This is a genomic window from Corynebacterium sp. HMSC072A04, assembly GCF_001809235.1.
GTDB lineage: Bacteria > Actinomycetota > Actinomycetes > Mycobacteriales > Mycobacteriaceae > Corynebacterium > Corynebacterium hiratae.
The window spans coordinates 38,977-65,293 of the sequence record NZ_KV796779.1 but is presented as its reverse complement, the minus strand read 5'-3'; the positions used below and the strand labels follow the sequence as shown (position 1 = coordinate 65,293).

At 62.9% G+C, this 26,317-nt stretch carries 29 protein-coding genes; 19 read left to right on the top strand and 10 right to left on the bottom strand.

What is annotated here, in order from left to right; all coding sequences use genetic code 11:
- Both HMPREF2565_RS05440 and HMPREF2565_RS05435 read right to left on the bottom strand, forming a co-directional pair.
- The coding region (locus HMPREF2565_RS05440) for a CNNM domain-containing protein (protein WP_141745888.1) at positions 1–600 on the bottom strand (600 nt) is incomplete at its 3' end.
- Positions 600–1,973: a hemolysin family protein gene (locus HMPREF2565_RS05435; protein WP_046649032.1), complete on the bottom strand. Its 1,374-nt coding sequence runs from the start codon at positions 1,971–1,973 to the stop codon at positions 600–602. The genes HMPREF2565_RS05435 and HMPREF2565_RS05440, both read right to left, overlap by 1 nt.
- A 140-nt stretch (positions 1,974–2,113) precedes the next feature.
- On the opposite strand from HMPREF2565_RS05435, the gene hemW reads away from it, so the two are divergent.
- The 11 genes from hemW (at position 2,114) to HMPREF2565_RS05385 (ending at position 12,247) form a co-directional block, all read left to right on the top strand.
- Positions 2,114–3,250 carry a radical SAM family heme chaperone HemW gene (gene hemW / locus HMPREF2565_RS05430; RefSeq protein WP_071407007.1) on the top strand — a complete coding sequence of 379 codons (1,137 nt, stop codon included), beginning with the start codon at positions 2,114–2,116 and terminating at the stop codon, positions 3,248–3,250.
- Positions 3,251–3,526: 276 nt separating this feature from the next.
- Complete coding sequence (hrcA, locus tag HMPREF2565_RS05425; RefSeq protein WP_046649033.1) at positions 3,527–4,561, top strand: heat-inducible transcriptional repressor HrcA; 1,035 nt, start codon at positions 3,527–3,529, stop codon at positions 4,559–4,561.
- Between the two features lie 54 nt (positions 4,562–4,615).
- Positions 4,616–5,758: a molecular chaperone DnaJ gene (gene dnaJ, locus HMPREF2565_RS05420; protein WP_071406986.1), complete on the top strand. Its 1,143-nt coding sequence runs from the start codon at positions 4,616–4,618 to the stop codon at positions 5,756–5,758.
- A complete protein-coding gene (locus HMPREF2565_RS05415) occupies positions 5,758–6,498 on the top strand; it encodes a 16S rRNA (uracil(1498)-N(3))-methyltransferase (RefSeq protein ID WP_070679345.1) in 741 nt (246 codons plus the stop codon). Before dnaJ ends, HMPREF2565_RS05415 begins: the two co-directional genes overlap by 1 nt.
- 10 nt (positions 6,499–6,508) lie before the next feature.
- On the top strand, positions 6,509–7,474 hold the full coding sequence (locus tag HMPREF2565_RS05410) for a PhoH family protein (protein WP_046649036.1): 966 nt from the start codon (positions 6,509–6,511) through the stop codon (positions 7,472–7,474).
- Positions 7,471–8,046, top strand: a complete 576-nt coding sequence (gene ybeY, locus HMPREF2565_RS05405) for an rRNA maturation RNase YbeY (protein WP_046649037.1) — start codon at positions 7,471–7,473, stop codon at positions 8,044–8,046. The genes HMPREF2565_RS05410 and ybeY overlap by 4 nt, the downstream gene beginning before the upstream one ends.
- 115 nt (positions 8,047–8,161) lie before the next feature.
- Complete coding sequence (pdxY, locus tag HMPREF2565_RS05400) at positions 8,162–9,010, top strand: pyridoxal kinase PdxY (protein WP_070545433.1); 849 nt, start codon at positions 8,162–8,164, stop codon at positions 9,008–9,010.
- A 145-nt stretch (positions 9,011–9,155) separates the two neighbouring features.
- Positions 9,156–9,497 carry a hypothetical protein gene (locus tag HMPREF2565_RS13690; RefSeq protein WP_128081866.1) on the top strand — a complete coding sequence of 114 codons (342 nt, stop codon included), beginning with the start codon at positions 9,156–9,158 and terminating at the stop codon, positions 9,495–9,497.
- A 274-nt stretch (positions 9,498–9,771) separates the two neighbouring features.
- Positions 9,772–10,767, top strand: coding sequence for a GTPase Era (gene era / locus HMPREF2565_RS05395; RefSeq protein ID WP_070513581.1), 996 nt, complete (start codon positions 9,772–9,774; stop codon positions 10,765–10,767).
- On the top strand, positions 10,768–11,484 hold the full coding sequence (gene recO / locus HMPREF2565_RS05390) for a DNA repair protein RecO (protein ID WP_071406985.1): 717 nt from the start codon (positions 10,768–10,770) through the stop codon (positions 11,482–11,484). It abuts the gene before it with no gap.
- 10 nt (positions 11,485–11,494) lie between these two features.
- Positions 11,495–12,247 carry an isoprenyl transferase gene (locus tag HMPREF2565_RS05385; protein WP_071406984.1) on the top strand — a complete coding sequence of 251 codons (753 nt, stop codon included), beginning with the start codon at positions 11,495–11,497 and terminating at the stop codon, positions 12,245–12,247.
- Positions 12,248–12,292: 45 nt separating this feature from the next.
- Here the strand turns inward: HMPREF2565_RS05385 and HMPREF2565_RS05380 are convergent, their stop codons facing one another.
- The 4 genes from HMPREF2565_RS05380 to HMPREF2565_RS05365 form a co-directional block, all read right to left on the bottom strand.
- On the bottom strand, positions 12,293–12,487 hold the full coding sequence (locus HMPREF2565_RS05380) for a helix-turn-helix transcriptional regulator (RefSeq protein ID WP_071406983.1): 195 nt from the start codon (positions 12,485–12,487) through the stop codon (positions 12,293–12,295).
- 3 nt (positions 12,488–12,490) lie between these two features.
- Positions 12,491–12,940: a hypothetical protein gene (locus HMPREF2565_RS05375; RefSeq protein ID WP_071406982.1), complete on the bottom strand. Its 450-nt coding sequence runs from the start codon at positions 12,938–12,940 to the stop codon at positions 12,491–12,493.
- A gap of 231 nt (positions 12,941–13,171) precedes the next feature.
- Positions 13,172–13,591, bottom strand: a complete 420-nt coding sequence (locus tag HMPREF2565_RS05370) for a Fur family transcriptional regulator (RefSeq protein ID WP_071406981.1) — start codon at positions 13,589–13,591, stop codon at positions 13,172–13,174.
- 27 nt (positions 13,592–13,618) lie between these two features.
- Positions 13,619–13,918: an ArsR/SmtB family transcription factor gene (locus HMPREF2565_RS05365; RefSeq protein ID WP_070517872.1), complete on the bottom strand. Its 300-nt coding sequence runs from the start codon at positions 13,916–13,918 to the stop codon at positions 13,619–13,621.
- A gap of 190 nt (positions 13,919–14,108) precedes the next feature.
- Between HMPREF2565_RS05365 and HMPREF2565_RS05360 the strand changes: the two genes are divergently transcribed.
- The 3 genes from HMPREF2565_RS05360 to HMPREF2565_RS05350 are packed head-to-tail and all read left to right on the top strand — an operon-like array spanning position 14,109 to position 16,428.
- Complete coding sequence (locus HMPREF2565_RS05360; protein WP_071406980.1) at positions 14,109–15,488, top strand: glycine--tRNA ligase; 1,380 nt, start codon at positions 14,109–14,111, stop codon at positions 15,486–15,488.
- Complete coding sequence (locus HMPREF2565_RS05355) at positions 15,488–16,006, top strand: hypothetical protein (protein WP_071406979.1); 519 nt, start codon at positions 15,488–15,490, stop codon at positions 16,004–16,006. The genes HMPREF2565_RS05360 and HMPREF2565_RS05355 overlap by 1 nt, the downstream gene beginning before the upstream one ends.
- Positions 16,006–16,428 (top strand): hypothetical protein, encoded by a 423-nt coding sequence (locus HMPREF2565_RS05350; protein WP_071406978.1) that lies wholly within the window; start codon positions 16,006–16,008, stop codon positions 16,426–16,428. Before HMPREF2565_RS05355 ends, HMPREF2565_RS05350 begins: the two co-directional genes overlap by 1 nt.
- Positions 16,429–17,457: 1,029 nt before the next feature.
- Here HMPREF2565_RS05350 and HMPREF2565_RS05345 read toward each other — a convergent pair.
- Positions 17,458–19,509, bottom strand: a complete 2,052-nt coding sequence (locus HMPREF2565_RS05345) for a TPM domain-containing protein (RefSeq protein WP_071406977.1) — start codon at positions 19,507–19,509, stop codon at positions 17,458–17,460.
- Positions 19,510–19,552: 43 nt separating this feature from the next.
- On the opposite strand from HMPREF2565_RS05345, the gene HMPREF2565_RS05340 reads away from it, so the two are divergent.
- Both HMPREF2565_RS05340 and HMPREF2565_RS05335 read left to right on the top strand, forming a co-directional pair.
- Positions 19,553–20,137, top strand: a complete 585-nt coding sequence (locus HMPREF2565_RS05340; protein ID WP_071406976.1) for a YdcF family protein — start codon at positions 19,553–19,555, stop codon at positions 20,135–20,137.
- 11 nt (positions 20,138–20,148) lie between these two features.
- Positions 20,149–21,423, top strand: a complete 1,275-nt coding sequence (locus HMPREF2565_RS05335) for a deoxyguanosinetriphosphate triphosphohydrolase (RefSeq protein ID WP_071406975.1) — start codon at positions 20,149–20,151, stop codon at positions 21,421–21,423.
- Here HMPREF2565_RS05335 and HMPREF2565_RS05330 read toward each other — a convergent pair.
- Both HMPREF2565_RS05330 and HMPREF2565_RS05325 read right to left on the bottom strand, forming a co-directional pair.
- Entirely contained in the window at positions 21,420–21,653 is a 234-nt protein-coding gene (locus HMPREF2565_RS05330) for a barstar family protein (protein ID WP_046649054.1), read from the bottom strand. The genes HMPREF2565_RS05335 and HMPREF2565_RS05330 overlap by 4 nt on opposite strands.
- A gap of 3 nt (positions 21,654–21,656) precedes the next feature.
- Positions 21,657–22,193, bottom strand: a complete 537-nt coding sequence (locus HMPREF2565_RS05325) for a guanyl-specific ribonuclease (RefSeq protein WP_071407006.1) — start codon at positions 22,191–22,193, stop codon at positions 21,657–21,659.
- A gap of 157 nt (positions 22,194–22,350) precedes the next feature.
- Between HMPREF2565_RS05325 and dnaG the strand changes: the two genes are divergently transcribed.
- Positions 22,351–24,279, top strand: coding sequence for a DNA primase (gene dnaG, locus HMPREF2565_RS05320; protein WP_071406974.1), 1,929 nt, complete (start codon positions 22,351–22,353; stop codon positions 24,277–24,279).
- Positions 24,280–24,287: 8 nt separating this feature from the next.
- On the opposite strand, the gene HMPREF2565_RS05315 is transcribed toward dnaG, so the two are convergent.
- Positions 24,288–24,563: a hypothetical protein gene (locus HMPREF2565_RS05315; RefSeq protein ID WP_071406973.1), complete on the bottom strand. Its 276-nt coding sequence runs from the start codon at positions 24,561–24,563 to the stop codon at positions 24,288–24,290.
- A gap of 194 nt (positions 24,564–24,757) precedes the next feature.
- Between HMPREF2565_RS05315 and HMPREF2565_RS13915 the strand changes: the two genes are divergently transcribed.
- Both HMPREF2565_RS13915 and wecB read left to right on the top strand, forming a co-directional pair.
- Positions 24,758–24,895 carry a hypothetical protein gene (locus HMPREF2565_RS13915; RefSeq protein ID WP_168162656.1) on the top strand — a complete coding sequence of 46 codons (138 nt, stop codon included), beginning with the start codon at positions 24,758–24,760 and terminating at the stop codon, positions 24,893–24,895.
- A 221-nt stretch (positions 24,896–25,116) separates the two neighbouring features.
- On the top strand, positions 25,117–26,274 hold the full coding sequence (gene wecB / locus HMPREF2565_RS05310) for a non-hydrolyzing UDP-N-acetylglucosamine 2-epimerase (protein ID WP_071406972.1): 1,158 nt from the start codon (positions 25,117–25,119) through the stop codon (positions 26,272–26,274).
- Positions 26,275–26,317 lie beyond the last annotated feature (43 nt).

The following is a 26,317-nucleotide window of genomic DNA, read 5'->3' as shown; positions in this document are numbered from 1 at the left end:
AAGCGTGCCCGTCAGGCGCGAGTGCTCGACCAGATGGCGCAAGGTTTCTGCGTCGTAGCCGGCTGCACCGGCGCGGTCCACAGGTTCTTCACCAGTCATGCGGACCAGCTTGTTGGCCATCTTGTTAATCCAGATCAGCAGCGGGCGGAAGAGCCAAATGAAGCCGCGAGCAGGGACCGCGATGAGCTGCAGAGCCGTTTCCGGGTGGGCAATGGCCCAGGACTTTGGCGCCATCTCACCGATGACCAAGTGCAGGAAGGTCACGACGAACAGCGCAAGGAGGAAGGAGACGACGTCCGCAACGCCCAACGGCAGGCCCAGCGCCTCAAGTGGGCTCATCAGGAGGTGATGGACCCAGGGCTTGGTCACCGCACCAAGGACGAACGTCGCGGCGGTAATGCCCAGCTGCGCGCCGGCCAACATGATGGTCAGCTCGTTGAGCGAGCGCAGGCCCGCACGCGAGGCCGCTGAGGACTCCGCGGTTTCTTCCAAGCGGTTGCGGCGAGCGCCCATGAGGGAGAACTCGATGACCACGAAGAACGCGGAAGCAGCGATGATGAGCAGGGTGACGATGAGGTTAAACCACCAGGTATCAGTCATTAGTCATCTTCTCCTTCCGGGAATTCCTCCACCAGCTCGAGTGATAGGACGGAGGGGACGTGGCGGTCGATTTCCTCGACGCGCACGTTGAGCGTGCGGATGGGGGCTTCGTCGCCATCGACCCAGTCTTCCGGCTCGGCCTCAAGCTCGATGGAAAGCTCTTCGCCTTCCTCCGGCAGCGTGCCGGAATGAGCGATGAGCAGGCCGGCGACGGTTTCGAAATCGCCCTCTGGCAGGTCGTGGCCGATGGCGCGCTCCACCTCGTCGATGGGCGTGTCACCGTCGACGATCCAGTGCGTCTCGTCCTGCTCAGTGATTTCCTCGGTTTCTTCGAGGTCGTGCTCGTCGGTGACATCGCCGAGGATTTCCTCGGCCAAGTCCTCCATGGTCACGATGCCGACGAAGCCGCCGTATTCGTCGATGACGCAGGCGAGTTTCTCGTCGGCGTCGCGAAGCTCCGTGACGACGTCGGGAAGCGGCATGAGCTCCGGCACCACCACGGGGGCCTTCATGATTTCGCGGGCCGGGGTGGCCGCGGGCAGCTCGGTGCCCAGCACGTCGTAGAGGTGCACCACGCCGATGGGATTGTGTTCATCGTCGATGATGGGGTAGCGGGTGTGGTTCTCCGACATCATCTCGCGCACCTCGCCGATGGTGGTTTCGGGCTCGATGACATCCACGCGCGAGCGCGGAATCATGGCGTGTCCCACGTCGTGTTCGGGGAAGTCGAGGAGGCGGTCGAGCACCAGGTAGGTGTCCTCATCCAAGTCGCCGGCCTCGTGGGAGGCATCGACGATGGACTCCAAGTCATCGGTGGTGGCAGAAGAATCGACATCCTCCACCGGCTCGATGCCGAATAACTTGAGCAGGGCATTGGAGGAATACTCGAAGAAGTGGATGAGCCAGCCAAAAATCTTGAGGTACCACATCGTCGATGCGGACAGCCACAGCGCTGACTTCATGGGGGCTGCGATGGTGTAGTTCTTCGGGAAGAGCTCGGCGAAGAGCATGGTGAGAACCGTCGAAATAGCAAGCGCCGCCACGGTGCCTACCGCGACGGATACACCCGTGGGCACGCCCACGCCGCCCAGCAGCTGGCCCAGGCCTTGGCCCACGAGGGGCTCGGCCACATAACCGATGAGCAGGCCGGTAATCGTGATACCCAGCTGCGCGCCGGAGAGCATGAAGGATGTCTTTTGCGTGATCTTTAAGGCGCGCTCCGCGGGCTTATCCCCAGTCGCTGCGCGCTGGCGCAGCTGCGTGCGGTCCACCGACATGAAGGCGAATTCCTGCGCCACGAAGTAGGCGTTGGCCACGATAATGAGAGCGATGACGGCGAAACCCGCCACAATCATCAGGATGGCAGATAACACGGCTTACCCCACCGCCTTAAGGAGGCGGCGGGGACATCGACTCGGAGGTTCCACTTAAAAGAGGCCTTTCTTCACTATCGGGGTTGCAAATCTGCACTATAGACTACCGCTTTAACGGCGCTGTCGGATACTTTGTTCCCATGGATCCCTTTGGTCTCTACATTCACGTTCCTTTCTGCGCCTCCCGTTGCGGCTACTGCGACTTCAACACCTATACCCCGGGTGAGCTGGGAGGGGACCTGACCAGCGATTATCTGGCTGCTCTGGAGAAGGAACTGGAGATGGCGGCGGCCCAGGTGGGGCGCGAGGCCGAAACGGTTTTTATTGGCGGTGGCACGCCGAGCCTGCTGGGCGCCGACGGCCTGGGCCGTGTCTTGTCGAAGGTTCGCGACACCTTCGGCCTCGCCCCGGACGCGGAGGTCACCACGGAATCCAACCCGGAATCCACCTCGCCGGAGTACTTCGCTGGGCTTCTCGACGCCGGCTTCACCCGCCTTTCCCTGGGCATGCAATCCGCCTCCCCGGGGGTGCTCGCCGTGTTGGAGCGAGCCCACACGCCGGGCCGGGCCTTCGATGCGGCGCGCGAAGCCATCGATGCGGGCTTCGAGCACGTCAACTTGGACATGATTTATGGCACGCCGACAGAAGAGGACGCCGACGTTGCCCTGACCTTGGAGCGCGCCTTGGAGACCGGGGTGGACCACATCAGTGCGTATTCGCTCATCGTGGAGGATGGCACGCGTATGGCCCGCAAGGTGTCCAAGGGCTTGCTGCCCGCACCGGATGAGGACGTGCTGGCCCGGCGCTATGGGATGATCTCTTCCACGCTCGAGGCCGAAGGTTTCGAGTGGTATGAGGTGTCCAACTGGGCCAAGCCGGGCGGGGAGTGCCAGCACAACCGCATCTATTGGGTGGACGGCAACTGGTGGGGCGCGGGCCCGGGCGCGCATTCGCACCTGGGCAACGAGCGCTTCTACAACGTGAAGAACCCGCGGACTTACATCAAGGCCGTCGGCGAGGGGGAGCTTCCCATCAAGGATCGCGAGCAGCTCAGCGCCGCTGACCGCCACACCGAGCGCATCATGCTGGGCCTGCGCCTGCGTGAGGGCATCCCTGCGTCCTGGCTCGCGCCCGCCGCTGAGCCCGTGGCCGCGCGTTTCATCGAGCGCGGCCTGCTCGAGCATGCCGGCGACCGCCTCCGCGTGACCAAGGATGGGCGCTTGCTCGCGGATGGCATCATCACCGACCTCCTCGTCGCTGAAGACACCGCTCGCTAGCGACTGGTCTCGCCTGCGGGCTAACCTCCAAGTCCGATCAGCTGGCCCACTAGCGGCTCGCACTGCCCTCCCCACATGGTTCCAGTCATAAGGTTTGTTTGGGGGGCAAACAAACCTTCCTTGGGCTGCTAAAAGGTTCGTTTGGGGGCAAGTGAACCGTATGACCCGAACCATTTGAGTAGAACCACTTGGAAGCGGCGGTGAACTACCTGCCCGTAGTCGTTGATTTCCACAGCTTTTCCACCCCTGACCGCCAGAACGGATAGCCTTAAAGACATGTCTAGCTCCACCGATGCCCGCCGCCAAGAAGTCCTGCGCGCCATCGTCGCGGACTACATCGCCTCGCAATCGCCGGTCGGCTCCAAGGCCCTGCTCGAGCGCTACCAGCTGGGCGTGTCCTCGGCGACGATTCGCAATGACATGGCCGTGCTCGAAGCCGAAGGCCTCATCGCCCAAGAACACGCCAGCTCCGGGCGCGTGCCCACGCAGAAGGGCTACCGCCAGTTCGTCGACACGCTGCATGACGTCAAGCCGCTCTCCAAGGCCGAGCGCCGCGCCATGCTCACCTTCCTCGAAGGCGGCGTCGATTTGGAGGACGTGCTGCGCCGTTCCGTCCAGCTGCTGGCCCAGGTGACCAAGCAAGCTGCCGTCGTACAGATGCCCAACCTCAAGGTCTCCCGCGTCAAGCACTGCGAGGTCGTCGCACTATCACCGGTGCGACTGCTGCTGGTGCTGATTACGGATAATGGGCGCGTCGATCAGCGCAATGTGGAGCTCGATGACGTCATCGACCCCGAGCAGACCCACCGCCTGCGCGATATCCTCAACACCGCCCTGGAGGGCAAGACTCTCACCGATGCTTCGGCGGAGTTGGCCGCGCTTGTCGACGACTCCCCAGCCGACATCCGCCCCCACCTCCTCAAGGCAGCAACCACGCTGATTGAGACCCTCGTGGAGCAGCCCTCCGATCGCCTGATCATGGCGGGAACCTCTAACCTCACCCGCGTGGCCCTGCCCGAGGGCCTGCCGTCGATCATCGAGGCCCTGGAAGAGCAGGTCGTGGTGCTGAAATTGCTGGCGCGCGTGCCGGACCTGGGCAATGTTTCGGTCTCCATCGGCGAGGAAAACGAGGCCGATGAGCTGCGCCAAACCTCCGTCGTGGCCACGCGCTATGGATTCGGCACCGGCTCGGAGGCCGCAGCACTCGGCGGGCTCGGTGTGGTGGGGCCGACGTATATGGATTATTCGGGAACAATCTCCAAGGTCTCTGCCGTTGCACGCTATGTGAGTGAAATTTTGGCGGGCGAGTAAGCTGGCCCGTCGGATTAGATTTAGCATCAACGAGATATAGAAGGATGACAGTACGTGGCTCGTGACTACTACGGCATTCTTGGTGTAGAAAAGTCGGCGTCCGACGCCGAGATTAAGAAGGCCTACCGCAAGCTGGCGCGCAAGTACCACCCGGACGTCAACCCGGGCGATGAGGAGGCCGCGGAGAAGTTCCGCGAGGCTTCCCTTGCGCAGGAGGTTCTGCTGGATTCGCAGAAGCGTCGGGTTGTGGACATGGGTGGTGACCCCATGGAGGAGCGCGCGGCCCAGGGCGGCGGCTTTGGTGGTTTCGGTGGCGGCGGCCTCGGCGATATCTTCGCCGAGTTCTTCGGCGGGGGAGCAGCCTCCCGCGGCCCGCGTTCCCGCGTGCAGCCGGGCGATGATGCGCTCCTGCGCACCACCATTACCCTCGAGGAGGCCTATAGCGGCGTTAAGCAGCAGGTCAAGGTGGATACCGCTGTGGTTTGTGACCGCTGTGAGGGAACCGGTTCTGAGTCCAAGTCCAAGCCGGTGACCTGTGATCACTGCGGCGGCATGGGCCAGGTCCAAGAGGTCCAGCGCAGCATGTTGGGCAACATGATGACCACCCGCGATTGCCCGAAGTGCTACGGCTTCGGCGAAGTAGTCACCGATCCTTGTGGCCACTGCGGCGGTGATGGCCGCGTGCGCAAGCGTCGCGATATTACGGTGAATATCCCCGCCGGCATTGGTGATGGCATGCGCATCCGCATGGCGTCCCAAGGCGAGGTCGGCCACGGCGGCGGCCCCGCTGGCGACCTGTACGTTGAGGTGCACACCGAGCCGCACCCCGTCTTCGAGCGCAACGCCGATGACCTGCACCTGACCGTGCGCGTGCCCATGGTGGATGCCGCGCTGGGTGCTTCGTGCACCGTCGAGCAGCTCGACGGCGAGGAGCTCACCATCGATATCGCGCCGGGCACCCAGCCGGGCGAGTCCATCACCCTCCAAGGAAAGGGCATGCCGCGCCTGCGCACCGACGGCTTTGGCAACCTCCACGCCCACGTGGATGTTGTTGTCCCGACTGACCTGGATAAGAAGACCCGCGAGGCACTGGAGAAGGTCCGCGCCGCCGGCCACGGCGGCACCGAGGTCCACCACGCCGGGGATGGCCAGGGCGAATCCCTCTTTAGCCGCTTCCGCGATAAGTTCCGCCGCTAATGTCTCTGCCCGTCTTCCTCCACCCGGATCTCTCCCTCGCTGAGGTTGGCCAGCCGGTGGGCCTCGAGGGTGCGGAGGGCCGCCACGCGGTCACCGTCAAGCGCATGGGCCCAGGGGAGCACCTGGTCCTGATAGATGGGTCCGGGCGCCGCGCCACCGCGACCATCACCGATACGCAGGGCAAGGACACGCTGGCCGCGCTTGTCGACGACCTCGCGATCATCCCCGAACCCTCCCCGCGCGTCATCGTGGTCCAGGCCATCCCGAAGTCGGAGCGCTCCGAGCTCGCCGTCGACCTGGCCACCCAGGCCGGGGCGGATGAGATCATCGCCTGGCAGGCGGATCGCTGCGTGTCCAAGTGGGATGCCAAGAAGGCCCCGAAGGCGCTAGCCAAGTGGGAATCCGCGGCCGTGGCGGCCGCTAAGCAATCGCGCCGCGCGCGCGTGCCCGCCGTGCGCGGCCCGCTGACCACCCGCCAGCTGTGCCAGGAAATCTCCGGTGCTCGCGCGCTGGTCCTCCACGAGGACGCCGAGGCTCGGCTCAAGGATCTTGCTGACCTCGACTCCGCCGAGACCATCTACCTGCTGGTGGGCCCGGAGGGCGGCATCGGCGCGGAGGAACTAGCCCGCCTGCGGGAGGCCGGGGCGACGGCGATCAAGTTGGGGCCGGAGGTGTTGCGGACGGCGTCGGCAAGCATGGTGGCCTTGGCCAGCATCGGCACCCTGACCGCGCGCTGGTAGCCTTTTGGGCGTGCCTATTATCACCACCAAGTTTGATCTCGATTCCGCCTACCTCGCCACGGTGCTCGGTCCGGCGGACGATAACCTGCGCGTTTTGGGCAACCTCGTGGGCGTGGACCTCTTCGCTCGCGGGACCACAGTCACCGCCGCCGGCCCGGACTATGAGGTGGCCCGCGCGCGCAAGGTCCTCGAAGAGCTCGAGGCGATTGCCCGCCGTGGGCATCCGGTGAGCACCGATACCGTGAAGCACACCCTGGACCTGGTCACGGTGGATGCCCCAGCCTCTGTGTCTGAGACGCTCGCGGCGGATATCGTCTCGCGCCGCGGCAAGGCCGTGCGCCCGAAAACTCTTGGCCAATCGCGCTATGTGCAGGCCATCGATGAGAACACGATTGTCTTCGGTATCGGTCCGGCCGGTACCGGTAAGACCTACTTGGCGGTGGCGAAAGCGGTGCAGGCCCTGCGCGCCAAGCAGGTCAGCCGCATTATCTTGACCCGCCCGGCAGTTGAAGCGGGGGAGAAGCTGGGCTTTTTGCCCGGCACCCTCAACGACAAGATCGACCCTTACCTGCGCCCGCTGTACGACGCTTTGCGGGACATGATCGATCCGGAGATGATTCCAAAGCTCATGGAGGCCGGCATCATTGAGGTCGCACCCCTGGCCTATATGCGTGGCCGCACGCTCAACGATGCCTTCGTCATCCTCGACGAGGCCCAAAACACCACCCCGGCGCAGATGAAGATGTTCCTGACGCGCCTGGGCTTTGGCTCCACCATCGTGGTGACCGGCGATATTTCCCAGGTGGACTTGCCCGGTGGCCAGGTCTCCGGTCTGCGCCTGGTGCGCCGCATTCTGAAGGGCGTGCCGGATATCCACTTCGCGGAGCTGGGCTCTGCTGATGTGGTGCGCCACCAGCTGGTCGGGCGCATTGTCGAGGCCTACGATAACTTTGCTGAGCAGGAGGAGAAGAAATGAGCATCGAGTTTATTAACGAGTCCGGTTATGACGGCGTCAACGAGGAGATGCTGATCGACGTCTGCTCCTACGCCCTCGGCCGCCTCGACGTGAATCCGGATGCCGAGTGCACGATTACTGCGGTGGATCTGGATACCATCGCGGAGCTGCACGTGCGCTGGATGGACCTAGAGGGCCCGACCGATGTGATGAGCTTCCCCATGGATGAGCTCACCCCGGGTGCTACCGCTGGCCGCCCCGACGCGGTGGAGGCCGGACCTGCGATGCTGGGCGATATTGTGCTCTGCCCGGAGTTTGCTCAGCGCCAGGCCACGGCCGCCGGCCACTCACTGGGCCACGAGCTGGCTCTGCTCACCGTGCATGGTTGCCTGCACCTGCTGGGCTATGACCACACGACTGCGGCGGAGGAAAAGGAAATGTTCGGCCTGCAGAATGAGCTGCTGGCGGACTGGTACGAGGACTTGGCAGCACGCGGCGTGAGCTACCAGCCCAAGCCTTCTGGCCCGAAGGCCTTCCCGGATGCGGCCGAGCGTGCCGAACTGGACAAGGAAGTCCCCGGCGGCGGAATCTAAAGTGACTCGGCGCGGGTTTAGCGCCACTCCAGACACGGTCACTCTAAAACAGTTTCTTTGCTTAAATGAGGCCAATCGTTGAGGTGCTGCGTGGGGCGTAGCACAATAGGGGATTATGAACATCCTCTCCATTCAGTCCCACGTCACCTTTGGCCACGTGGGCAACTCCGCAGCAGTCTTTCCACTTCAGCGCGCTGGCCATGAGGTGTGGCCGATTCACACGGTGAACTTCTCCAACCACACCGGTTATGGCGATTGGGGCGGGCCGATGATCCCGGCGGAAGAGGTCACGGCGATTGTGGACGGCATCGAGAAGCGCGGCGCCTTTCCGCGCATTGATGCGATTTTGTCTGGCTACCAGGGCGGCCCGGACATCGCCGGCGCCATCGTGGATGCCGTGAACCGCATCAAGGCGGTTAACCCGAGTGCCCTTTACGCCTGCGACCCGGTGATGGGCAACGCCAAGTCCGGCTGCTTCGTCTCCGATGAAATCCCGCCGCTGCTGCGCGATAAGGTCGTTCCGGTCGCGGACATCATCACTCCGAACCAGTTTGAGCTGGGCTACCTGACGGACTCCGAGGTCGGCACCTTGGAGCAGACCCTCGCCGCGGTGAAGCGCGCTCAGGAGATCGGACCGAAGACTGTGCTGGTGACCTCGGTGCAGCGCCCAGAGACCAGCGAGGACGAGATTGAGATGCTCGCCGTTGATGGCGAGCGCGCCTTCCTGGTCACTACCCCCAAGCTGCCGTTCAAGCGCAACGGCTCGGGCGATGTCACGGCCTCGCTTTTCACCGGCCACTACGTGGAGACGCATGATGCGAAGGAAGCGCTCAAGCGCACCGCGTCTTCCGTCTTCGACTTGCTGCAGAACACCTACGAGGCGGATTCCCAGGAGCTGCTACTCATCGAGTCGCAGGATGCCTTCGCTCACCCGCAGCTGCAGTTCCAGGTCGAGGAGCTCTAGCTTTCACGCCTCTTTCGCTGCCCGCGCGCCTTTGCAGCCTTGGGCTCTGTCTGGTTTTCTTGGTCTCGCGCACCAGCCTGATCCTTGGTTTTGCTTGGTCTCGCGCGCCAGTCTGATCCTTAGCCCCGCAAAAGGCGTCCGGCAAATGGCATCCCGCAGAAGGCATCTGTCAGAAGGCGTTTTCACTCCTGAAAACGCCTTTTGCGGCGTCCAGATGGCGTTTTTCCTACCAAAGACGCCTTTCGGAAGATGCCGTTTGCAAGATGCCATGTGGCGCAAGCTTTTTCGCAGTCAACATGCGGCGGATAACCTCGCGCCACCAACCTTCACCCGCACCTCGTTGCTGCTTTCGCGGCCCACCTTCAACGATGTCGTTTCCAGCTATAAGGTTCTACTCAAACGGTTCGGGTCAGAAGGTTCTCTTGGGGGCAAACAAACCTTCTGGAGGCCGCTAGATGGTTCGTTTGGGGGCAAGGAAACCTTATGACTAGAACCGCCTGACTCGAACCATCTGCAGGGCGGATGACCCCCGGAGGAGCACAGAAGGTCCCTTTAGTCTGGTCCCTTCGCACACTAAAGGGACCATTTAGCACGCGAAAACCGGCACCAGATGGTCCCTTTGCACAGAGAAGGGACCAGAGTAGAAGGACCATCTGCCGGCGCATCGGCAGGAAGCTCTCGGGGCCGCACGTCGAGAGTCAGAGCAGGGCCATACAGGAAGAACGGGACTCGACAGCTCGTGCGTTATGATATGAGGCAATATGAGCACTGATTTCGATGCCGCCTTCGCCGACCTACCAGCCGAGGGCGAAGCCAACCCCGCCGACTATTCGCAGTACACCGACACGCCCGAGGGCTTCCACTCCGGCTTCGTGTCCTTCGTCGGCCGCCCCAATACCGGCAAGTCCACCCTGACCAACGCGCTGGTGGGGCAGAAGATCGCCATTACCGCTGACCAGCCTGAAACCACCCGCCACCCCATCCGCGGCTTGGTCCACCGCGAAGATGCACAGATTGTTCTCGTCGACACGCCCGGCCTGCACCGCCCGCGCACCTTGCTCGGTGAGCGGCTCAACGAGGTCGTCAAAGACACTTACGCCGACGTCGACGTCATCGGCCTGACCATCCCCGCCGACGAAAAGATTGGCCCCGGAGACCGGTGGATCCTGGAGAACGTCCGCAAGGTCGCACCGAAGACCCCCATCATCGGCATCGTCACCAAGCTGGATAAAGCGTCCAAGGACCAGGTTGGCGCCCAGCTGCTTGCCCTGCACGAGCTGCTCGCCGAAGAGAACCCCGATGCCGTGGTCATCCCGGTCTCCGCCACCGAGCGCGTGCAGCTGGATGAGCTGACCCAGGTCATCGTGGACCACCTCCCCGAAGGCCCCAAGTTTTACCCGGACGACCATGTCACCGACGAAGACCAGTCCAAGCGCATCGCCGAGCTGATCCGCGAGTCTGCGCTGTCCGGCCTGAAATACGAGCTGCCGCACTCCGTCGCCGTCGAAGTCGATGAGATTCTGCCCAGCCAGGAGCGCCCCGACGTCCTCAACGTCCACGCCATCCTCTACCTAGAGCGCCCCGGCCAGAAGCGCATCATTGAGGGCAAGGATGGCCGCCGCTTCCGCCGTATCGTGGGCACCGCCCGCAAGGAAATCATTCAGCTGCTCGGCCAGAACGTCTACCTTGACCTGCGTATTAAGGTGCTCAAGAATTGGCAGTCGGACCCGAAGGCGCTGGGCCGCCTGGGTTTCTAAATGCGCGAAAACTTCCGCGACCGCGCCCTCGTCATCCGCTCCTATGATTTCGGTGAGGCGGATCGCATCATCGTGCTCTTGACCCGTCACCACGGCCTCGTGCGCGGGGTGGCCAAGGGTGTGCGCCGCGCCAAGTCGCGCTTCGGCTCCCGCCTGCAGCTCTTCGTCAACCTCGACGTGCAGCTCTACCCCGGCCGCAACCTCTACACCATCACGCAGGCAGACACGGTGGACTATTTCGGAGCGCGCATCATCGAGGATTACGAGCGCTATACCGCCGCCTGCGCTGCCCTCGAATCCGCCGAGCGCCTCGCCGCCGCTGATGCCCCCGGCGATCCCTACCTTTACGAGGCCTGCGTCGATGTCCTCGACAAGCTTCAGCACGGCGATCCGCTCATGCTTCTCGATGCCTTCCTTCTCAAAGCCATGTCCCACGCCGGCTGGGCGCCCAGCCTTTTTGATTGCGCCCAGTGCCAAAGGCCGGGCCCCCACCACGCCTTCCACCCTGCTGTGGGTGGGGCCGCCTGCCACCAATGCCGCCCGCCAGGCGCCGCCGAGGTAGACCCGGAAACCCTGCACCACATGTGGCTTATCGCCCATGACCACCCCAGCCAACCGACGAACGCCCAAGCCCAAGAGGCCCATCGCCTCACCCGCGCGCACCTGCAATGGCATCTTGAGCGAAGCGTTGGCGCGCTGGGCATCATGGAACAGTAGACTGTAATCCGTGATTACGCCTGACCCGAACCGAGTCCTTCATCCGCCCGCTATCCCGCAGGAGTTCCTGCCGCGCCACATCGCGCTGGTCATGGACGGTAACGGCCGCTGGGCAGAGGAGCGCGGCATGAAGCGCACCGAAGGTCACCGCCGCGGGGAAGCAGTGCTTCTCGACGTCGTCGATGCCTGCCTCGCCCTCGGCGTTCCCTACCTTTCCGCTTATGCCTTCTCCACGGAAAACTGGCGCCGCAGCGCGGAGGAGGTCCGCTTCCTCATGGGCTTTAACCGCGACGTGCTGCGTCGCCAGCGCCATTGGCTCAACGAGAGGGGAGTGCGCGTGGTGTGGGCCGGCCGCCGCCCGCGCCTGTGGCGCTCCGTTATCAAGGAGCTCGAGGCAGCCGAGGAGCTCACCAAGGACAACACCAAGATGACCCTGGTGATGTGCGTGAATTACGGTGGGCGCGCCGAGCTTGTCGACGGCATCCGGGAACTCGCCGAGCAAGTCTCCCGCGGCGAGATTGACCCGCGCTCCATCAACGAGAAGACGGTGAGCTCGGTGATGTATGACCCCGATATGCCAGACGTGGATCTGTTCTTGCGCCCCTCCGGCGAAAAGCGCACCTCTAACTTCCTGCTCTGGCAGTCGGCTTATGCAGAGATGATTTACCAGGACAAGCTCTTCCCGGACTTCACGCCGGAAGACTTGTTTGCCGCGGTGGAGGAGTACGCGCGGCGTGACCGCCGCTTCGGCGGCGTCAAGTAGCGCCGTTGGGGAGCGAAGGAGCGCGCGGGGGTTTGCCGCGCGCTTTTAGTCATCTGGGATGAAAATGTCCTCGATGCGGCAGGAAAAGTGGCGCGCGATCTGAAAAGCGAGGGGAAGCGATGGATCGTAGCGCCCTTTTTCAATGCTGATGATGGTTTGGCGCGAGACTCCTAATTCGGTGGCAAGACCTTGCTGTGAGAGCCCGCGTTCTTCTCGTATTTCCTTGAGCCGATTATCCACGGCTTAACTCGCAGCCTTCTTGTGTGCGGCGTAGCTGATACCAAAGGTGCCAGTAACAAAAACGCCCAGGATGATAGTGAGCAGAGTGCCGGAAACGTGGAACTCCCAGAAGGAGGAGATGACGCCTAGTCCACCGATGGCAAAAAGCATGGCGTGCAGTGTGTTTTCGGAAGCCTGCGAATACCAGTGGGACTCGATGGAGTTCTCTGGGTCTGGCGTGGCCCCGTCGATAGTGGAGCGATCCACCATGAATGCCCAGCTAGCCACCGTGGTTACTGGGAGAAGGCACAAAGCGTAGACCGCAAAAGCGAGCCACGGCGCTTCTTGATGCACGAATGCAGCAATGGCAGCTCCGGCTGTCGTGGCGAGAGCTAGGCCCGCGGCTAGGGAAAGGACGATGAGTTTGGCTTGGGTGCCGCCAAATTTGGGGCGGCCAAAACGAGTGGTGCGCATGGTTCTCCTGTCAGCGATGTCTGTAAAGCGTGCTTTACTGACACTATATGTCAAGCGTCCTTTACTGTAAAGGGTGCTTTACCTGGCTTGCCTGACGGGAAAGGGGTTGTCGCTGGTAGTGGGCAAAAGAAAAATCCTCAGCCGCCGCTAGTTTAGGGCTGGCTGAGGGGACAGGTTTTCTGCGAAAGAAAGACTCCCTACACGGGAAAGGCTAGGCGCGGTAAAAAGCTTCTATGACGCAGCGGAGCAGTTGGCGCAGATGCCGAAGATTTCGGCATCGTGGCCGGTCAGCTCGAAGTCGTGCTTCTTGGCTACCGAGGAGGCCCACTCTTCAATAGGGCCGCCGTCGATTTCTTCGGTGCGGCCGCACTTGGTGCACACCAGGTGGTGGTGGTGCGCATCGCTTTCGCAGTGGCGGTAGAGGGTTTCACCGGAGGGCATGTGGAGCGCGTCGACAGCGTCGATCTCCGAGAGTGATTGGAGCGTGCGATAGACGGTGGTGAGGCCGACTTTTTGGTTACCGTCGATAAGCGCTTGGTGAATGTCCTTGGCAGAGACGAACTTGTCGAGACTACGCAGGACCTCAACGACGGCGGTGCGCTGGCGGGTATTGCGAGCACCGAGTTTGGGAATACTGTCGTGGATGGACATGGCCCCTAGTTTATCAACACACTTCCATTAAGCGGTGGCCAGTGAGGCGTCGCGAAGCAAGGGCAGCACCTTAGGCGCCACCAGAGAATAGCGAACCTCGCGGCCGGTGCGCTCACTGTCGACGATCTGCGCGCGCTTGAGAACCCGCAGGTGCTGGCTGATAAGCGGCTGCGATTTGCCGGTCGCGGACACCAGCTCGTGGACGTAGTGGTCGCGCTCGGAGAGGCGCTGAATGATATCGATGCGCAGTGGTGAATCCAAAGCGCTAATCACGGTGGCAGCCGCGGCACGATCGAAAGGGAGAGCTTCGCTCTGGGTGTTGGTCACGCCATTCACCTTCAGTCATATCTATTGATGGAGAGTTAAAAAGAGAGCTATCGGTACTATAGCCGAAGAATGCGGAAATGTGTATAAAATGCACCACACTTTTGGGGTGACGGCACGCGGCGGTGAGGGGCACGCTAGACTAGGCCGCACTGTATAAAGACTGTCCCCTACCAGAGGAGTCCCATTAGCTATGGCATCCGTCATTGATACCGTCGTCAGCCTGTGTAAGCGCCGCGGCTTGGTCTACCAGGCAGGTGAAATTTATGGCGGTTCCCGCTCTGCGTGGGACTACGGCCCGCTTGGCGTCGAGCTCAAGGAAAACATCAAGCGCCAGTGGTGGCGCCACATGGTGCAGTCCCGCGATGACGTCGTGGGTGTCGATACATCCGTGATCCAGCCGCGCCAGGTGTGGGTGTCCTCCGGCCACGTTGAGGTTTTCACCGACCCGCTGGTGGAGTCCAAGCACACCGGTAAGCGCTACCGCGCGGACCACCTGATCGAGGCCTACGAGGAAAAGCACGGCCACGAGCCGGCCAACGGCCTGGCTGACATCAACGATCCGGAGACTGGCCAGCCGGGTGACTGGACCGAGCCGAAGGCCTTCTCCGGTCTGCTCAAGACTTTCCTGGGTCCGGTCGACGATGAGCAGGGCCTGCACTACCTGCGCCCGGAGACCGCGCAGGGTATCTTCGTGAACTTCAAGAACGTGATGACCTCGGCGCGTATGAAGCCGCCGTTCGGTATCGCGAACATCGGTAAGTCCTTCCGCAATGAGATCACCCCGGGCAACTTCATCTTCCGCACCCGCGAGTTCGAGCAGATGGAGATGGAGTTCTTCGTCAAGCCGGGCGAGGATGAAGAGTGGCACCAGTACTGGATCGATGACCGCTTCAACTGGTACATCGACCTGGGGATTAAGGAAGAGAACCTGCGCCTCTATGAGCACCCGCAGGAGAAGCTGTCCCACTACTCCAAGCGCACCGTGGACGTGGAGTACGCCTACAACTTCAAGGGCTCCAAGTGGGGCGAGCTGGAAGGCGTGGCCAACCGTACGGACTACGACCTCTCCGTGCATGCGAAGGGCTCCGGCGAGGACCTGTCCTACTTTGACCAGGAAGCCGGCGAGCGCTGGACCCCGTACGTCATCGAGCCGGCAGCCGGCCTGGGCCGCGCCATGATGGCCTTCCTCATCGATGCTTACGACGAGGAAGAGGTGCCGAACGCCAAGGGCGGTACCGATAAGCGCGTCGTGCTGCGCCTGGACCGCCGTCTGGCTCCGGTCAAGGTGGCCGTGCTGCCGCTGTCCAAGAAGGAAGAGCTGTCCACCCCGGCCCGCGAGCTGGCCAACAAGCTGCGCGCCAACTGGAACGTGGAGTTCGATGTCTCTGGCGCCATCGGCCGCCGCTACCGCCGCCAGGACGAGATTGGTACGCCGTTCTGCGTGACCTATGACTTCGACACCCTCGAGGACAACGCGGTCACCGTGCGTGAGCGCGACTCGATGGAGCAGGAGCGCGTCAAGCTTGACGAGCTTGAGGCTTACCTGGCTGCCCGCCTGGCTGGCTGCTAATGCACTACACCAGCTGGGACCGCAGCGACCGCCAGAACCCGGTCCTCCTCGTGGGGGAGGGGCCGGAGTCGTTGGGCATGTTCCAGGAACGCTCGGCAGATGTGGAAGGCGAGCACTGGCGCTTGGGCCTCGATGACCTGGGCGCGTCGGTGACCCTGGAAGACGACCGCGTCTACCGCCTGGCGGGCAACCCCAAGCGCGATAAGCGTTTGGAGGCTTCCCTGGATGGGCGCACGTTTGCCTTCATCAACGAGGCCGGCGGCGACTGGATTGTTGAGGACCACGACGGGCTGAAAATCGCGCAGTTCTCCTCGAAGAACTCGGGTGTGCGTAAGGCCATCCTGGAGTTTGAGGGCGAGAAAAGCGATGATTCCGATGACCTCAATCATTCGGAAATTGCGGCGCTGAGCTGGTTTACGCGTGTGATTCTGGAGGCGCGGACGCAGAGCACCGCTATCCCGATCATCGCGACGTTGGTGCTGCTGACCATCGTCGCGGTCATTGTGGTGCTGCTCTGATGCAGCGCTGGGTGTGGCACGACGGGGCGTTGGCGGATGGCGCGGGTGAGGTCATCGCCCGCGTGACCCCGGCAGGCCTGCTGCTGCCCGGAACGGGCGCCACCATCGCCTTCGAGCACATCCCGGGCGCTCGCAGCTTTACTGTACGCGGGCCCGACTTTTCGGCGGAGCAGACCAGCTTCACGGTGAAAAAGCTGCGTGCGGTCTGTCAGGGCCGCGAGTACTTGCTCGAGCGCACGAACCCCTTCCGCCGCGAGCGCCGCATCCTCGCTTTGTCTGGCCCCGCCGCCGAGGTCGCGCGCACCACTCCGCGCGGCCGCGACCTCGAGGTTGCGGTGGGCGAGCTCCCCCTCGCAGACGCCGCCTTCACCAGCTACTGTTGCCTGCTTCTCGACGGCTCCACCCGCCCCCTGCGCACCTAAAACCCACCTTCCGCAGCGCCGCCCATGTGTGCACCGAACCCCTACTTCGCGCTGCTGCCCGCCTAAGCCCACTTCGCTTTCCTGCTGCCTGCCTGCTCGGCGCACGTCCCCTTCTTGCTTCCTGCCTGCTAGGCCGTGCTTTCCGCTCTCTCACAGATGGTCCTTCTGGTTTGGTCCCTCCACTCTGGTCCCTTATGAGTGCAAAGGGACCATGTGGCGCAGCTTTTCGCCTGATAGATGGTCCCTTTACTAGGCAAAGGGACCAGAATAAAGGCACCAAACTAAAGGGACCTTTCGCGATATAACCTGCACCGACATGCGAGTAGTGGAGTTTGTCTTCGAAGAGGAGCTCTCCGAGTGTGTTTGCTCGGCTTGGTATGCCGGTAGAGGGTTCGAGTCAGATGGTTGCAGTCATAAGGTTTGCTTGCCCCCAAACGAACCATCTAGCGCATTGCAGAAGGTTTACTTGCCCCCAGGTGAACCGTTTGACCAGAACCATCTGAGGTGAACCGTTTGACCAGAACCATCTGAGGCGAACCGTTTGACTAGAACCATGTGCATGACCGGTTGACCCAACCATGTACGTGCACCAATCCCGTATCCGTGGCTCTACTTGCCCGACAATCGAGTCGGTATCCAACCGCCCGATGCGTGCAAGGACATTCGGCAGAAGGCATCCCGCAAACGGCATCCGACAGTCCGGCAGAAGGCATCTGGCAGATGGCATCTGTCAAAAGGCGCCTTTGGGGCTGAAAACGCCATGTAGAGGGTGCAAAAGGCGTTTTTAGCTGTGAAAACGCCTTCTAGAAGATGCCTTTTGCCAGATGCCTTATGCAAGGCGCCTTGTGCGAGATGCCATGTGGGACCGCCCTGGTTATGAGATGCCGGGTGTGGGCCGCGGGTCTCGAGGGCTCGCGCGGGGAAGTGGGTGAAGCCGGCTGGGAGGAACTGGCGCGGGGAAGGGGAGAGGACGGGGAAGTGGGTGAAGACGGCTGGGAGGGGCTAGCGCGGGGAAGGGGGAGAGGACTGCTAGAAGGAGCCGCCGCGGAAGCCGCCTCCACCGCCGCCGCCCGAGAAACCGCCGCCACCAAAGCCGCCTCCTCCGGAGAAACCACCGCCGAAGCCGCCACTGTGGCCGCGGGAGCTGCCGCCACCGAGGATTTGGCCCAGCACCATGCCGGTGAGGATGTTGCCCGCGGCATCGGTGGCCTGGCGGCGCTGCTCTTGGCGGCGATAAGCCTCCAAGTCTTCCTTCGCGCGGTTGAGCGAGGTCTGCGCGGCAGACGCGGCATCGCGGGAGAAGTTGAGGGCCGCGCGCAAGTCCTTCGAGGCGGAGTTCTGGGCTTGGGCGAAGAGGCGGGTGGCATCGGCAAGAGCCACACGCGCATCGGGGCCTACCACGCGGCCACGCGAGGAGAGCAAGTCCTCAGCTGCCTGGATGGCGGATTCGGCCGCGGCAATCTGCTGGCGGTACAGCGCAATCTGGCGCTCGCGGGTGGCGTTGGTTTCGCGGACGGTGTCCAGCTGCTGGTCAAGCTCGCCATCGATAGCCGTCAGCGCCGTGTACTGACCTAGCGGATCGCCCTGACCGTGCTGGCGGGCCGCGCGCAGAGCCTCCCGGGCGCGGGCCATCAACTCCTCCAAGGCGACCCAATCTGCAGTCGAGCCCTGGGCCTTGCCGCGCTGCTCGAGGTGCTGCGCTTCGGCGATTTCCTCCTCGACCTCATCGATGAGCGCAGGCAGGTTATCGCGAGCCGCGGTGATTGAGTTCTCGGCATTCTCCACGCCATTCAGCAGCCGGTCGGAGACCTCCAGGGCGTGCTCGGCATCGCGGATATAGCCCACCAAAGGACCCTGCTGGCCAGCCGGCTGGGACTGCAGTGAACGGCCACGCTCCAGCAGCTTCTCTGCCTCATTGAGCGAGACCTCCGCCATCTCCGGGTTATCCGCAATGGAGGACAACACCTCCTCGGAATAGGAGCCGCTGAGAGTAGACAAGGTAGCGCGTGCCTGAGGCAGGCGCCCGCGCAGGTCAACCACCCGGCGAGTCAGCTCATCCAGCTTGGAGCTGGCGTTAATGAGCAAGTCACGCATCTTGGCAAAGTCCGCGGCCTGCTCATCCAAGGCATCGTCGGCCTGCCCACAAGAGGAGATGATCTCCACCAACATCTGGCGGCGCTCCGCCGTGGTTTCCGGCAGGTTGTCCTTAAGCTTCTGCTGGAGCTGGAAGGCCTTCTGCAGGGTCAGCGTGGAGTGGTTCATCGCGCGCGTGAACGGGCGGGTGCGCTCGGGGCCGAACTCGGCCACCGCAATATCGAGCTCCTCCTTGCCGCGGCGAATCGATTCATCGGTGGAGACCAGCTCCTCCTGGGCCAGCTTTTCCAAGGTCGCCATGTCCAGGCGGTCGAGCTGCGCGGTATTGCTCGGCTCAATCTGGCGCGCGGACTCCAGAGTGGCCGCCGAGTCCTTCTTGGTTTTGCGTCGGCTCGCCACCGCGATGCCACCGCCAGCCAAAGCTAGGGCGCCCGCGCCGCCAGCTAGCCACAAGCCACCAGAACCATCGGAATCAGCAGAGCTGGATGAACCAGCTGAGCCAGAAGAGGAAGAAGAACCGGAAGCGGCAGCGTCGACAAGCGCGAGTGCGGAAGCACCGAACTGGCGGCCGTCGGCAAGCTTGGCGTAGGCCGCCTCATACATCACATCCAGGCGCCCGCGCGGCCACTCATTACCCGTCTGTACGCCCACGGTGGAATCATCCACACCCACCACATAGGCCGCGGAATTCGGCCCCTTGGACTGCACAATCTCACCGGCATAAGCCTCCGCGCCCTCCGGTAGCGAGGAGGCAAAGACCACGAAAATCACCACGTGGTGCTCCTGCTGCAGCGCGGCAATCTTGTCCTCCAACTCGGCCTTCTCCGAGTCCGAGAGCACCCCCGCCTCATCCGTCACCTTATCCGTGAGCGAGGCCGCCTCCGGCGCGGCAACAACGAAGTCCGCAGCCTCGGCCGGGCTAGCAGTGGCCAACCCCAGCACGAGGGCGGCAAGGGCGGCGCGTCCAATACGAGCAGCAGTAGTCATGCGCACCACGATACCTGCCACCCAACGCTAAAGTGGACAGGCAGTGAAGTACGTTATTGTCCTGGGCGCTGCGCAGTACGACGGGCGCCCCTCCCGCATCCTTCGCGGCCGCGTGCGCTTCGCCGCCGAGTACGCCACCGCGCACGACCTGCCCATCATTACCGTGGGCGGGAACTTGCCCGGCGATAGGTTCACCGAGGCCGGCGTAGCCAAGCGCATGCTTGACGACGAACCCCTCACCATCACCGCCCTCGAAGAAGGCCTCGACACACGCAGCGAACTGGCCGCCGCGCGCGAAAAACTTGGTGTGAGCGAGGCCGTCATCGTCACCGACCCGCTGCACCGCCTGCGCACCTTCCTCATCGCCCGCCAAGAAGGAATCACCGCGACCGTTATGGGCACGCCCTACTATCCTTCCCGGCGTTTCTCCATCCCGTGGTGGCGTTACCTGGCCCACGAGACCGGCGGTTTGGCCTACCTGGGGCTGCGCACCCTGCTGGGGGAGAAGCGCACCGAAGGCGTGCGCGCGGCCTTCTACCGCGTCGAGCGCCTCATCCGTCCCAACCAAGCCCTGCGCCACCGCGTCATTGGCGCGAGGCAGACCCAGGATGGCCAGGACTCCGCCTAAGCTTAAAACCCGTGAGCTATTCCTACCGCGCAGAAGACGTCGCCCGCCTCGCCTCCGAGTCACCCAAAGGTTCGGCCCTGCTCAAATCCGAGGAGCACCGCGGCGCCTTCTCCCGGGACCGCGCCCGCGTCCTACATTCCGCGGCCCTGCGCCGCCTGGCGGACAAGACCCAGGTCGTCGGCCCGCGCGACGGCGATACCCCGCGCACGCGCCTCACGCACTCCCTGGAAGTCAGCCAGATTGCCCGCAGCATCGGCGCCGGGCTAGGCCTCGACCCGGACCTGTGCGACATGGCGGGGCTGACGCATGACATCGGCCACCCGCCCTACGGCCACAACGGCGAGAATGCCCTCAACGAGGTCGCCCTCGGCGGCTTCGAGGGCAACGCCCAGACCCTGCGCATCCTGACCAAGCTGGAGCCCAAGGTGGTTCTGGATACCCCGGCGGGCCCGCGCAGCTATGGCCTCAACCTCACCCGCGCCTCATTGGATGCGGCCTGCAAATACCCCTGGACCAAGACCAACCCGGATGGCACGACCAACCGCAAATACGGCGCCTACGACGAAGACGCCGACGTCCTGGAATGGCTCCGAAAGGGCCACTCCGACCAACGCAAGTCCATGGAGGCCCAGGTCATGGACTGGTCGGATGACATCGCCTACTCCGTCCATGACGTCGAAGACGGCATCATCTCCCGCCGCATCTCGCTCGGCGTGCTCTGGGACCTGGTGGAGCTGGCCAACCTCGCGGACAAGGGCGCCAAAGCCTTCGGCGGTACTGCCGACGAGCTCCTGGAAGCCGCCGACCGCCTGCGCCAGCTGGACGTCATCAATGCCATCGGTAACTTTGATTACTCCCTGCGCTCTTATGCCAATTTGAAGAAGATGACCTCCGAGCTCGTTGGCCGCTACGTCGGCGCCACCGTCTCCGCCACGCTGGCGGCCAACGACGGCCCGCTTGGCCGCATGTACGGCGACCTCGCCGTCCCACAGGGCGCGGTGGCGGAGGTGACCCTGCTCAAGACCATCGCCGTCCTCTACGTCATGGATGAGCCCGCCCACCTGGCTCGTCAGGACCGCCAGCGCGAGCGTATCTACCGCGTCTACGACTACCTGGTGGCCGGCGCGCCGGGCTCGCTGGACGCCACCTTCGCCCTGTGGTGGAACCTAGCCGACACCGATTTGGAGCGTGACCGCGCCATCATCGACCAGATCGCTTCCATGACCGAATCACGCCTGGAGCGCCTGGCGCAGCGCAGCGCCGATCTCTTCGGTTTCTTGAGCTAGCGCACGAGTGCTACACCCTGGTCCTTCAGCACCATGCTGATCGGGGCCAGGTCTTCTTCGACCATGTCGAAATCCGCAGCGATAATCGCCACGATGTGCTGCTCACGCAAGAAATCGGCCAAAGCATCGAGGTTGCGCGGCGCACCGGACTGGCAGCCGCGCAGGCGCCCAAGCGCGCCATAGAAGTCCTCGCGCGTGCGGATAGGTTCAGTAATCAGGATGCGCTGCATGTCTTAGTCCTCCGCGTCCGGGATGCTGCAGAAGCTGTCGTAGTGGTCATCGGTGTAGTACCAGACATCCGGGTCGGTCTCGCTCCCGCCACCGGTGACAATCCGCTTGGCCCCGCGGTGCCCAATCCCCGGCGTTTCCACCGTGTATTCGCGGTAGTAATTCCTGTCCTGCTGCGGCAGCACGCCCTCATAGTTGCCAAAGCGCACGTTGTCATTATCCGGGTAGTCATAGGGGCCGCCCGCCAGGATATCGCTGGCCGTGTCATGCGCCTCCTGGGGCAAGGAATCCATGGCACAAGTGGGCAGGTTGGAGCCGCCCTGCTTGGCGACGTCCCCCTCATCCCCACCAGACGCATCAGCGGCAGAGGATGCGCCCGATGCAGCGGACGCATCAGGCGTATCCGATGAGGACGCTGCCTTCTGGTCCGCGCCATCGCTGGAGTCACCGAGGTCGATGCCGAAGTAACCCGCGACGAGGACGAGAACTGCGCCACCGATGAGAGCCGGCAGCGACTTTTTGGAGGGGGAGGATTGGGCCATGGCCCCCATCATTGCAGGTGCGGGGGCCGAAAAAGAAATCAAGAACGCGCACTTTTCCGATTCCCACACATGGGTTCTTCCAGGATGTGGGACTCGCGGCTCTTGCCCACCCAGCCGTGGGTACCTGTACCTTGCGTGGGCGGGGTAGTCTGTACGCATGGCACGAGGCAGAATTCCGGACAGCGATATCCAAGCTATCCGTGAACGCGCGCCTATTGATGAGATCGTGGGCGAATACGTCCAGCTCAAGCCCGCTGGTTATGACTCTTTGAAGGGACTAAGCCCTTTCAAGGATGAGAAGACCCCGTCTTTCCACGTGCGCCCGCAGCGCGGCTACTATCACTGCTTCTCCACCGGCAAGGGCGGGGATGTTTTCAGCTTCCTCATGGAAATGGAGCAAGTCTCCTTCCCGGAGGCAGTCGAGGCCGTCGCGCAGAAGGTTGGCTACCACATCAACTACCAAGGCGGTTCCACCGGAGCGCGCGACGAGAAGCCTGGCACGCGCCGTCGGCTTATCGCCGCGAACAAGGCCGCGCATGAGTTCTACCGCCAGCAGCTGGAAACCCCGCAGGCTGCCGCTGCACGTGAGTTCCTCCTGGACCGCGGCTTCTCCAAGGAAATTATCTACGAGTTTGAATGCGGCTACGCCCCGGAGGGCTGGGATACCGCCACCAAGCACCTGTTGCGCATGGGCTTTTCCTTCGAGGAGCTCGAAGCCGCCGGCATTTCCAAGATGGGCAAGCGCGGTCCCATCGACCGCTTCCACCGCCGCCTGCTGTGGCCTATCAAGGACTTGTCCGGCAACGTCATCGGCTTCGGCGCACGCAAGCTTTTCGACGATGACAAGCTGGGCAAGTACATGAACACGCCCGAGACCATGCTCTATCACAAGTCCAAGGTGCTCTTCGGCCTGGATTTGGCCAAGCGCAACATCGCGGAGCAGCACCAGGCCGTGGTGGTGGAGGGCTATACGGATGTCATGGCCATGTACGCCGCGGGTGTGAAGACCGCCGTGGCCTCCTGTGGCACCGCCTTCGGCGCAGACCACCTGCAAGTGTTGCGCCGCCTCATGCTGGATGATTCCTACTTCCACGGCGAGCTCATCTACACCTTCGACGGTGACGAGGCCGGCCAGAAGGCCGCCATGCGCGCCTTCGAGGGCGAGCAGAAATTCACCGGCCAGTCCTTCGTTTCCGTGGCCCCCGACGGCATGGATCCCTGCGATCTGCGCCTTGCGCGCGGCGATGCCGCCGTGCGCGACTTGGTGGCGGACCGCATCCCCATGTTTGAGTTCGTCATCCGCTCCGTCATCTCGGAGTTCAGCATCGACTCTGCCGAAGGCCGCCTCCAGGCCCTGCGCCGCGCCGTGCCCGTCGTGGCCCAAATCCGGGATCAACCCCTGCAGCGCGAATACGCCCGCCGCTTGGCTGGCTGGGTGGGCTGGCCCGACCCGGAGGAAGTACTCCACCAAGTGCGCCAGGAAGCCCGCAGGCCGAAGAAGGAGCAGCGTCCGCGCTTTGCCTCCCTGGAGCAGACCTCCTCCGTTCCTGCGCAGTCCAATGCTCCCGTCATGCACATCCCCGGCCCCCGGGAGCCGCACCTGTGGCCGCAGCGCGAGGCCCTCAAGCTGGCACTGCAATACCCGCAGATCGCCGGCAGCTACTTCGACGGCATTACGGAGGATGCCTACTCCAACGAGGCCTACCGCACTATACGCCGCGCCATCTCCACCCTCGGTGGTGTCACCGCCGGTGCTGAACAACCTGGCGTGGAATGGCTAGCCGCCGTGGCCGGCGAGATGCCGGATCTCATGGCCCGCAACTTCGTTTCTGAGCTGGCCGTGGAACCCATCAAGCTGGGGGAGACCGGCAACCCCGATACCGACCTTGAGGCCTACGCCGATTCCGTGCTCTCCCGCCTCCAGGAAGCCCGCGTGGGCGACCAAGTAGCTCAACTCAAGGCCCAACTCGGCCGCATGCGCCCCTCCGACGACGAAGAGTCCTATAACTCACTCTTCGCCGACCTCGTGGCACTTGAGCAAGCCCGCCGCGAGCTCAACGACCGCGCCTTCCGCGGCGTGCGCTAATCAGCGCGTTAATCCTCGTCCGGCTCGTAGATCCGATCCGGCTGCACTCCATCCGCGGCGCCGCGCTTGCCGCGGCGCCCCTTGTTGTAGTCCTTGAGCTCGCGCATGCGTGGCTCCGGATCCAAGCGATTGGCCACGGCCTTGCGCGCTGAGCGCACCGCGGCCTTGGTGGCGGGGGAGGTCACCGCCTTTTCATAAGCGCCCTTAATTTGGTGGTAGCGCTTGCGCCCAGCCTTGGTTCCAAAGACATATCCGGCGGCAGCACCCACAACAAATTGGATCATTGGAAACTAGTCATCCCCTTACTTCAAGCCGGCGCACTGGCCAGCGTTTGCGTACAACGTACGGGCAACGTGCAATTCTTACGATCAGCCTACCTGCCCAAGCCCACCGGTGTGGGTGGCAGTGAGGCCGTAGGGCGAATAGATATGGTGCGAACTCTTCCCAAAGACCATTCGCTTCGGTTAACTTAAGTTCTGTGGAGAGTTCGAAGCGTACGCACGCGGTCTCGGCAGCCGTGGCGATGTCAGCGCTATTAACAGCCAGCGTGACGGCAGCTGAGCCGCGCGTGGCTGCTTTTGAAGAGCCACGGGAAGTCACCGTGAGCGAGGACTAGCGGAAACTAGCAGCGCGAAGCTATCTACTATCTCTCGGGGGTTCGAGATTACTACGTGCACAAAAGGGTGTCGGGCAAGATGATAATGTGCATGTAGTTTTGAACTAGGTCGTGGAAGAAAATTCCCCTTCCGTCCCTACGCCTCAGAGAATGGGATTCAGTCAGTTCCCTTCATGTGGAAGAATTGACGTGTCTTTACTTCTCTTATTCCAAGGAGAGCAATGCCCCTACCCAAAATCATGACTGTCTACGGAACCCGTCCGGAGGCAATCAAGGTTGCTCCCATCATCACAGCCTTGGAGAAGGACGAGCGCTTCGAATCCATTGCCGTTTCTACCGGCCAGCACCGCGAAATGCTGGAGCAGGTCAACACTATGTTTGGCATCAAACCGAAACTGGACCTGCACCTGATGAAGCCGGGGCAAGGCCTCAATGAGATTGTCTCCCGCGCGCTCATGGGGCTGGATGAGATTATCGACGCCGAACAGCCCGATGTCATTATTTCCCAGGGGGATACTTCAACGGCTATGGCCGCAGCACTGGCGGGGTTCCATCGTGGGGTGAAAATCGTCCACCTAGAAGCAGGCCTGCGCACCGGCGACATCCACTCGCCGTTCCCGGAAGAGGCCAACCGTAAGCTCATCGGCCAGGTCACGGAACTGCACCTAGCGCCGACGGCGGGCTCGATGGAGAACCTGCGCCGCGAGAACGTGCGCTCCAAAGACATCGCGGTCACCGGCAACACCGTCATCGACGCCTTGCTGGAGGCTGCAAGCTGGGATACCGAGTTCGAAGACCCCGCCGTCCAGGAAGCCGCGCAGTCAGCCAAACGCCTTGTTGTGGTCACCACCCACCGCCGCGAAAACCTTGAAGCCATGAAGGAAATCGGCGGAGCGGTGAAAGATTTGGCAGAGGCCTACCCAGACATCAACTTTGTTCTACCCCTGCACCTCAACCCGAAGGTTCGTGGCGCCGTGCTGCCGGAGGTTGAGTCCCTGCCTAACGTCATCATCACGGATCCGCTGCCTTATGACCAGTTCACCAAGCTTCTGGACTGCGCGACGATCATCCTCACCGACTCCGGTGGAGTTCAGGAAGAAGCCCCGGCTCTGGGCAAGCCGGTCTTGGTCATGCGCCAGAACACTGAACGCCCCGAAGCCGTTGTGGCCGGCACTGTGAAGCTTGTGGGCACCAACCGTAGCCTCATTGTGGCCGAAGCCAAGCTGCTTCTCGATGACGCCGCCGCCTACGAGGCAATGGCTAACGCCGTCAATCCCTATGGTGACGGCAAGGCCGCTGAGCGCGCTGTGGCAGCTATTGCTGAGCTCCTTGGAGTAGGGGAGCGCCTGCCCGATTTCGCGCCCGAGATCGAGTCCTAAAAACCCAGGAACCAACGAATAAGCGCGGCGAAGTGCTCAGCAC